Origin of the sequence: Mycetohabitans endofungorum (assembly GCF_002927045.1) — a bacterium.
In the GTDB taxonomy this organism is placed as follows: Bacteria; Pseudomonadota; Gammaproteobacteria; order Burkholderiales; family Burkholderiaceae; genus Mycetohabitans; species Mycetohabitans endofungorum.
In genome coordinates this window covers 1-10,085 of sequence record NZ_PRDW01000031.1, presented here as the reverse complement: position 1 = coordinate 10,085, position 10,085 = coordinate 1, and the positions used below count along the sequence as shown (strand labels likewise).

Here is a 10,085-nt window from a genome sequence, read left to right as displayed (position 1 = left end):
GCGCTGGTCAGCAAGTTGCGCACGCATATAGCTGCTCGCTTGCCCGAGTATATGGTGCCGGCCGCGTTTGTGCGGCTCGATGCGTTGCCCTTAACACCCAACGGCAAACTGGATCGGCGTGCACTACCCGAGCCAGACGCCGACGCGCTCGCGCATCAAGCGTATGAAGCGCCGCAAGGCGAATTGGAGACCACGCTGGCTCAAATCTGGGCCGAATTGCTTGAGGTGGAGCGTGTCGGCCGGCATGACAGTTTCTTTGCACTCGGGGGCCATTCGCTGCTTGCGGTGCGCTTGGTGAACCGGGTCAGGGCTTTGGGTGCTGACGTGCCGCTTGCGGCCCTCTTTGCATCGCCGACGCTGGCCGCGTTCGCGGCGGTGGTGAATGCGCAACTGAGCCAGCAAACCAGTGCGCTGCCTGAGATCACACCGATCTCGCGCGAAGGCGGCTTGCCGCTGTCGTTCGCGCAGCAACGGCTATGGTTCCTCGCGCAACTCGATGAGGTCAGTGGTACCTATCACATCCCGCTTGTACTGCGTGTGCGCGGGCCTTTCGATCGGGCTGCATGGCAGCAAGCGTTGGATGCGCTATTCGCGCGCCACGAGGCGCTGCGCTCGACGTTTGTCAGTGTCGAGGGTCAGCCGCAGGTGCAGTTGTTGCCGGCCGGCACAGGCGTGCCGCTGCACTGGCATGATCTGCGTGGGGTGCCCGATGCCGACGTGCAGCTGTCGCGTTTGAGCGCCGATGAAGTGCATGCGCCGTTCGATCTGGCGCGCGGGCCGCTGATGCGTGCATGCGTCATTCAGCTCGCCGATGACAACTATCAGTGCGTGCTCACGCAGCATCATATTGTGTCGGACGGCTGGTCGCTTGGCGTGCTGATAAGAGAGCTCAATGTATTGTACGCGGCAAGCGTTGGGACGCAGGCCAATTCGCTGCCCGCGCTGACGATCCAGTATCCGGATTATGCAGCCTGGCAGCGTCAGTGGCTATCGGGTGAGCGGCTTCAAGCGCAGAGCGACTACTGGCGCGCGACGCTGGCTGACGCCCCGGTGCTGCTGGAACTCCCGACGGATCGGCCGCGCCCAGCGCAACAGTCGTTTACCGGCGCGCATGTGCCGGTGCAGATCGATGCACGAACCACGCAAGCGCTCAAGCGCCTGAGCGGTGAGCACGGCACGACGCTATTTATGACGGTGCTCGCCGCGTGGAGCGCGGTGCTCGCGCGCCTGTCAGGCCAGGATGATTTGGTCATTGGTACGCCCAGCGCCAACCGGGGGCATGCTGCGATCGAGCCGTTGATCGGTTTTTTTGTCAATACGCTAGCGTTGCGTGTCGACTTATCCGGCGAGCCCAATACAAGCGAACTGCTTAAGCGCGTGCGGCGCACGACGCTGGAGGCGCAGGCGCATCAAGACCTGCCGTTTGAGCAAGTGGTCGAGATCGTACAGCCGCCGCGCCGACTTAATCACACGCCGCTGTTTCAGGTGATGTTCGCGTGGCAGAACAATGAGACAGGGCAATGGAGCTTACCCGAGCTGGATGTCAAGCCTGGCGAGCTTGATTACGACATGGTCAAGTTTGACCTGGAAATGCATCTGTATGAGGCCGGTGAGCAGATCACCGGGGCGTTGCATTATGCGAGTGCGTTGTTTGACCCCGCGACGATCGAGCGGCACGTGGGGTATCTGACGACGATGTTGCAGGCGATGGTGGCCTGCCCACAGCAACCGGTGGCAACGCTTCAGATGCTGGGGCCGGATGAGAGTCAGTTGTTACTGCAAACATGGAATGCGACAGCGTCTCCCTACCCAGCCCACCCGTGCATTCATCAGTTGTTTGAGGCGCAAGTGGAGCGCAGCCCCGATGCCACTGCGCTGGTGTATGAAGAGCAGGCACTAAGCTATGCGCAATTGAACGCACGGGCCAACCGCCTCGCGCATCGGCTCATTGAACTGGGCGTCAAGCCGGACGCCCGAGTGGTGCTCTGTGTCGAGCGCTCGCCGGCGATGGTCGCGGGGCTATTGGCGATTCTGAAAGCCGGTGGTGCATATGTGCCGCTCGACCCCGCGTATTCGTCCGAGCGCCTCGCGCATATTCTCGCCGATACCGCACCCACGATCGTGTTAGCGGATGCGGTTGGGCGCGCTGCGCTCGGTGGTGCGGTACTTACCTCGTGCACGGTGCTTGATCCCAATAGGTTGCCGGAGGCTGCGGATACCAATCCGTCAGTGTCAGGCCTGACGGCGCACGATCTCGCGTATGTGATTTATACGTCCGGCTCGACAGGCATGCCTAAGGGCGTGATGGTTGAGCATGCGCAGGTGGTGCGGCTATTTGACGCGACTCACTCCTGGTATGGATTCAATGAGCACGATACCTGGTGCCTGTTTCACTCGTTTGCGTTTGATTTCTCCGTGTGGGAACTATGGGGCGCGTTACGTTACGGCGGCAAACTGGTCATTGTGCCCCATCATATTGCCCGCTCTGCCCAAGCGTTTCACCAATTGGTTTGTGAGCAAGGCATCACCGTACTAAACCAAACGCCTAGTGCGTTTAAGGCGTTTATCGCTAGCCAAGCACAAAGCGCCTTATCGGATCAATTACGCTATGTGATCTTTGGTGGAGAGGCGCTGGAGCCTGCCCTCTTGCAGGCATGGTATGCCACGCGCGATGAACGCCGTCCGCAATTGGTCAACATGTATGGGATTACCGAAACCACCGTGCATGTGACTTACCGGCCGCTTCGACAACAGGACAGTAAGCAAGCGGGTAATCCGATTGGCGTACGGATCCCAGACCTGAAGATTTATCTGCTCGATGCGCACGGCCAGCCGGTGCCGCTGGGCGCAGTTGGGGAACTGTACATTGGCGGGGGCGGTGTGGCACGGGGCTACCTGAACCGTCCGGAGTTGACCGCCGAGCGCTTTGTGCGCGATCCGTTCTCGGATGCACCGGATGCGCGGATGTACAAGACGGGCGATTTGGCGCGCTATTTGTCCGACGGCAATTTAGCGTACGTGGGCCGCAACGATGACCAAATTAAGATTCGCGGCTTTCGCATTGAGCCCGGTGAGATCGAGGCGTGCCTGGCTGCGCACACACAGGTGCGCGATGCGGTGGTGCTCGTGCGGGGCGAGGGCATGGATAAGCGGCTTGTCGCGTACGTGGTGGCCGAGCCGGATGACGCGCTGGCTAGCACGTTGCGCATGCATGTAGCCGCTCGCTTGCCCGAGTATATGGTGCCGGCCGCGTTTGTGCGGCTCGATGCGTTGCCCTTAACACCCAACGGCAAGCTGGATCGGCGTGCGCTACCCGAACCAGACGCCGACGCGCTCGCGCATCAAGCGTATGAAGCGCCGCAAGGCGAATTGGAGACGACTCTGGCGACGATCTGTACGGAGCTATTGGGCGTCGAGCGTGTCGGCCGGCATGACAGCTTCTTTGCACTTGGGGGCCATTCGCTGCTTGCGGTGCGTTTGATGAACCGAGTCGGTGCGCTGGGTGCCGACGTGCCGCTTGCGGCCCTCTTTGCATCGCCGACGCTGGCCGCGTTCGCGGCGGTGGTGAGTGCGCAACTGAACCAGCAAACCAGTGCGCTGCCTGAGATTACGCCGGTCTCGCGCGAAGGCAGCTTGCCGCTGTCGTTCGCGCAGCAACGGCTATGGTTCCTCGCGCAACTCGATGAGGTCGGTGGTACCTATCACATCCCGCTTGTACTGCGTATGCGTGGGCCTTTCGATCGGGCTGCATGGCAGCAAGCGTTGGATGCGCTATTCGCGCGCCACGAGGCGCTGCGCTCGACGTTTGCCAGTGTCGAGGGTCAGCCGCAGGTGCAGCTGTTGCCGGCCGGCACAGGTGTGCCGCTGCACTGGCATGATCTGCGTGGGGTATCCGATGCCGACGCGCAACGGATGCGTTTGACCGCCGATGAAGTGCACGCGCCGTTCGATTTGGCGCGCGGACCGCTGATGCGTGCATGCGTCATTCAGCTTGCCGATGACGAACACGTGTGCGTGCTCACGCAGCATCATATTGTGTCGGACGGCTGGTCGCTTGGCGTGCTGATAAGAGAACTCAGTGCATTGTACGCGGCAAGCGTTGGGGCGCAAGCCGATCCGCTGCCAGCGCTAACGATCCAGTATCCGGACTATGCGGCGTGGCAGCGTCAGTGGCTGTCGGGCGAGCGGCTTCAAGCGCAGAGCGACTACTGGCGTGCGACGCTGGCTGACGCCCCGGTGCTGCTGGAACTACCGACGGACCGGCCCCGCCCGGCGCAACAGTCGTTTGCTGGTGCACACGTGCCGGTGCAGATCGATGCGCGAACCACGCGTGCACTGAAGCGCTTGAGCGGTGAGCATGGCACGACGCTATTTATGACGGTGCTTGCGGCGTGGAGCGTGGTGCTCGCGCGTCTGTCAGGCCAGGACGATTTGGTCATTGGCACGCCCAGCGCGAACCGGGGGCATGCTGCGATCGAGCCGTTGGTCGGTTTTTTTGTCAATACGTTAGCGTTGCGCGTGAATTTGGAGGGCGAGCTGACGACAGCACAGCTGCTCGAGCGCGTGCGGCGCATGACGCTGGACGCACAGGCGCATCAAGATCTGCCGTTTGAGCAAGTGGTTGAAGTTGTGCAGCCGCCGCGCCGGCTCAATCACACGCCGTTGTTTCAGGTGTTGTTCGCGTGGCAGAGCAATGAGACAGGACAGTGGCGCCTACCCGGGCTGGAAGTCACGCCTGACGAACTCGATTACGACATTGCTAGGTTCGACTTGGAAATGCACTTGTATGAGACAGGTGAAGAGATCACCGGGTCGTTGCACTATGCGAGTGCGTTGTTTGACTCCGCGACGATTGAGCGGCACGTGGGGTATTTGACGACGATGCTGCAGGCGATGGCGGACCGCCCACAGCAACCGGTGGCAACGCTGCAGATGCTGGGTCCGGAGGAGCGTCAGTTGCTGCTTCAGACGGAGAACGCGACAACGGCTTCCTACTCAGCCCACCCGTGCATTCATCAATTGTTCGAGGCGCAGGTGCAGCGCAGCCCCGATGCCACTGCGCTGGTGTATGAAGAGCAGACACTGAGCTATGCGCAATTGAACGCACAGGCCAACCGCCTCGCGCACCGGCTCATTGAACTGGGCGTTAAGCCGGACGCTCGAGTGGCGATCTGTGTCGAGCGCTCGCCGGCAATGGTCGTGGGGCTATTGGCGATTCTGAAAGCGGGCGGTGCGTATGTGCCGCTCGATCCCGCGTATCCGTGCGAGCGCCTCGCGCATATTCTCGCTGATACGGGGTCAGCCATCGCGTTAGCGGATACGGCTGGTCAGTCTGCGCTGGGCGACACGGTTATGGCGTCATTAACCGTATTGGACCCTAACGTACTGCCAGAAAGCGCGACCACCAATCCACAGGTGCCTGGATTGAGCGCTCGCCATCTGGCGTATGTGATTTATACGTCCGGCTCGACCGGCATGCCCAAGGGCGTCATGGTCGAGCATGCTCAAATTGCCCATCTATTTGATGTCACGCAACTGGACGACGCGCATAAGAAAAATCAAGCGTCGATGAAGCATCCCGTTTGGATGCGACAAGCGTATGGACTGACGCCTGACGATCGTGTCCTGCAAAAGGCGCCCTTGACTTTCGATGTCTCGGTCTGGGAGTGCTTTTGCACATTGCTCAATGGCGCGACCCTCGTCGTGGCAGCGCCCGGTGTGCATAGGGATCCGTCTGCGTTAATGGAGTTGATGATCCGGCAGCGCATCACGACGGTTCATTTTGTGCCCTCCATGCTCAGCATGTTTCTCGCCACTGACGGTGTTCAGCGCTGCACGGCGGTGAAACGCCTGCTTTGCACGGGAGAAGCCCTCACGAGTACGCATGTCCGGCTTTGCCAGCGTCTTTTACCCCACGCCCAACTGCATAACTTGTATGGCCCCACCGAAGCAACGATTGGTGTGGCGGCGTGGACTTGTCCAGCAGATTATGCGCAGGACACTATTCCGATTGGTCGGCCCATTGCCAATAACCGACTTTACTTACTGGATAGACACGGTCAGCCGGTGCCGCTGGGGGTGACTGGCGAGTTGTACATCAGCGGCGCCAGTGTCGTGCGTGGTTATTTGAATGAACCTGACCTGACCGCCGAGCGCTTCTTGCTCGATCCGTTTAGCGATCGTGAGGGCGCTCGCATGTATAAGACGGGTGACTTAGCGCGTTACCGATCTGACGGGAATTTGGAATTTCTGGGACGCAATGATCACCAGGTCAAGATTCGAGGTCTTCGAATCGAGTTGGGCGAGATTAAAACATGCTTGGTTAGACATCCGCAGGTGCAAGAAGCTGTCGTGCTTGCATTGGGTGAGGGAATTGACAAGCGGCTCGTCGCGTACGTGGTGGCCGAGCCGGATCAACAGCTTGCCCATGCGTTGCGCGCGTATCTTACGGCCAGGCTGCCTGACTATATGGTGCCGGCCGCCTTTGTGCGGCTCGATGCGTTGCCGTTGACGCCCAATGGCAAGCTGGATCGGCGTGCGCTACCTGAGCCAGACGCCGACGCGCTTGCGCATCAAGCGTATGAAGCGCCGCAAGGCGAATTGGAGACCACGCTCGCGACGATCTGGGCGCAGCTATTGGGCGTTGAGCGTGTCGGCCGGCACGATAGCTTCTTTGCGCTCGGCGGCCATTCTCTGCTTGTAGTGCGTTTGATGAACCGAGTCGGCGCGCTGCTAGGTGCTGACGTGCCGCTGACGGCCCTCTTTGCATCGCCGACGCTGGCCGCGTTCGCGTCGGTGGTGAGCACGCAACTGAACCAGCAAGTCAATGCGTTGCCTGAAATCACACCGATCTCACGCGAAGGCAGTTTGCCGCTGTCGTTCGCGCAGCAACGGCTATGGTTTCTTGCGCAGCTCGATGAGGTCAGTGATACGTATCATATTCCGCTGGCGCTGCGTGTGTGCGGGCTGCTTGATCGGGCTGCGTGGCAACAAGCGCTGGATGCCCTATTCGCGCGTCACGAGGCGCTGCGCTCGACGTTCGTGAGCGTCGAGGGTCAGCCGCAAGTGCGGCTGTTGCCGGGCGGCACAGGCGTGCCGCTGCACTGGCATGATCTGCGCGGCGTGCCCGATGCCGACGCGCAGCTGTCGCGGTTGACCGCCGATGAAGCGCGCGCGCCGTTTGATCTGGTGCACGGGCCGCTGATCCGCGCGTGTGGCATCCAATTGGCTGATAACGAGCACAGGTTGCTGCTCACGATGCACCATATCGTGTCGGACGGTTGGTCGTTTGGCGTGCTGGTGCGCGAGTTGAGCGCGCTGTACGCGGCCAGTGTCGGAGCCCAAGCTGATTCATTGCCACCGCTGGCGATCCAGTATCCGGATTACGCGGCCTGGCAGCGTCAGTGGCTGTCAGGTGAGCGGCTTCAAGCGCAGAGCGACTACTGGCGCACGACGCTGGCCGATGCGCCGGTGCTGCTGGAGTTACCGACGGATCGGCCGCGCCCGGCACAACAGTCGTTTGCCGGCGCGCATGTGCCGGTGCAGATCGATGCACGAACCACGCAAGCGCTCAAGCGCCTGAGCGGTGAGCACGGCACGACGCTATTTATGACGGTGCTTACCGCGTGGAGCGCGGTGCTCGCACGCCTGTCGGGCCAGCATGATGTGGTCATTGGCACGCCCAGCGCCAACCGGGGGCATGCTGCGATCGAGCCGTTGATTGGCTTTTTTGTCAATACGCTGGCGTTGCGCGTGAATCTGGAGAGCGAACCGACGACCACGCAACTGCTCGAGCGTGTGCGGCGCACGACGCTGGACGCGCAGGCGCATCAAGATCTGCCGTTTGAACAAGTGGTCGAGATCGTGCAGCCGATGCGCCGGCTCAATCACACGCCGCTGTTTCAGGTGATGTTTGCGTGGCAGAGTGATGAGATAGAACAATGGCGACTGCCGGATCTGGGTGTCACGCTTGACGATTTCGATTACGACATCGCTAGGTTCGACCTGGAAATGCATCTGTATGAGGCCGGTGAGCAGATCACCGGGTCGTTGCACTATGCGAGTGCGCTGTTTGACCCCGCGACGATCGAGCGACACGTGGGGTATCTGACGACGATGTTGCAGGCGATGGTGGCCTGCCCACAGCAACCGGTGGCAACGCTTCAGATGCTGGGAGCGGATGAGCGTCAGCTACTGCTGCAAACATGGAATGCGACGGCGGCTCCTTACCCAGCCCACCAGTGTATTCATCAATTGTTCGAGGCGCAGGTGCAGCGCAGCCCCGATGCCACTGCACTGGTGTATGAAGAGCAGGCACTGAGCTATGCGCAATTGAATGCACGAGCCAACCGCCTCGCGCACCGACTCATTGAACTGGGCGTTAAGCCGGACGCTCGAGTGGCGATTTGCGTCGAGCGCTCAACGGCGATGGTCGTAGGACTATTGGCGATTTTGAAGGCTGGTGGCGCGTATGTGCCGCTCGATCCCGCGTATCCGTCCGAGCGCCTCGCGCATATTCTTAATGATGCGGCGCCGGCAATCGTGTTAGCCGATGCGGTTGGCTGCGCCGTGTTGGGAGAGGTAGCGCTCGCGTCGTGCACGGTGATTGATCCAAATGAGCTGCCTCCCCTGGCGGATACCAATCCGTCTATCTCAGGCCTTACCGCCCGCGATCTTGCCTACGTGATTTATACATCCGGCTCAACCGGCAAACCCAAGGGCGTCATGATCGAACATCGTAATGTAGTCAATTTCCTAGTTTCGATGTCTTCCTCTCCTGGCATGTCGAGTCACGACCGGTTGCTTGCCGTGACCAGTATTTCTTTTGATATTGCTGGCTTAGAGCTTTACTTACCGATGAGCCATGGTGCGGCAGTCGTCATTGCTAGCCGTAGGGAAGTTACCGACCCGAGCATACTTCAAAAGCTTATTGACGAACAAGAAATTAGCTTGATGCAGGCCACGCCAGCGACTTGGCGGGTTCTTTTAGAGCGGTCAAAGCATATGCCCGGTCTGACGGCTTTATGCGGAGGAGAAGCATTACCGTCTAGTTTATCAATACGGCTTCGCGACGCTACTAAAGTTACATGGAATTTGTACGGACCTACTGAGACCACCATTTGGTCTTCTATTTACTGTATTGCTGAGCATCAAGATGCGGTTGGACTGACAACCCCTATTGGTAGACCTATTGCGAACACGCAAATTTATCTACTTGACGCGTATGGCCAGCCGGTGCCGTTGGGTGCGGTCGGAGAGCTATACATCGGTGGTGCCGGTGTCGCCCGTGGCTATCTGAACCGTCCAGAATTGACGGCTGAGCGCTTTGTACCTAATCCGTTCTCGGATGCACCCGACGCGCGCATGTACAAGACGGGTGACCTGGCTCGCTATCGGCCCGATGGCAATTTGGCGTTCGTTGGCCGCGGCGACCAGCAAGTCAAGATTCGCGGTTACCGGATTGAGCCCGGTGAAATCGAGGCTGTCCTTCAACGTCACCCTGCTGTGGCGCAAACAGCCGTTATCGCGCGCGAAAATCGTTTTGGAGATAAGCAGTTAGTCGGCTATGTTGTGCTTGGCGATACTTCTAATCAATCTGATTTTGCAGAAGAGGCAAACCAAGTCGACGAATGGCAAAGCGTCTATGATGCCTATTATAGTAATGAACAAGTTTATCCTTTCGGCGAGGATTTTAGCGTCTGGAAGAGCAGCTACGACGGTCAACCGATCCCGTTAGCGGATATGCAAGCGTGGCGCACGGATGCGGTTGAGCGTATCCGTGAGTTGCAACCGCGGCGGGTGCTGGAGATTGGCGTAGGCACGGGACTGCTGCTCGCGCATGTAGCGCCCCATTGTGACGCGTATTGGGGCACGGATTTTTCTGCGCCTTCCATTGAGACATTGCGCGCTCAGGTGGCGCAGCAGCCGGAACTGGCTTCCCGTGTTCAATTGCGCACGCAGGCTGCGCATGTCACCGAGGGCTTACCCTCCGGGTATTTCGATACCATCGTGATCAACTCGGTGGTGCAATATTTCCCCAGTGCCAACTACTTAATGGAGGTGGTCCGCCAAGCGATGGACCTGCT

General features: G+C 59.9%; 1 protein-coding gene. It reads left to right on the top strand.

Features of this window, described 5'->3' with window-relative positions:
• On the top strand, nt 1-10,085 hold a 10,085-nt coding region (locus B0O95_RS14855; RefSeq protein WP_146064109.1), incomplete at both ends, for a non-ribosomal peptide synthetase.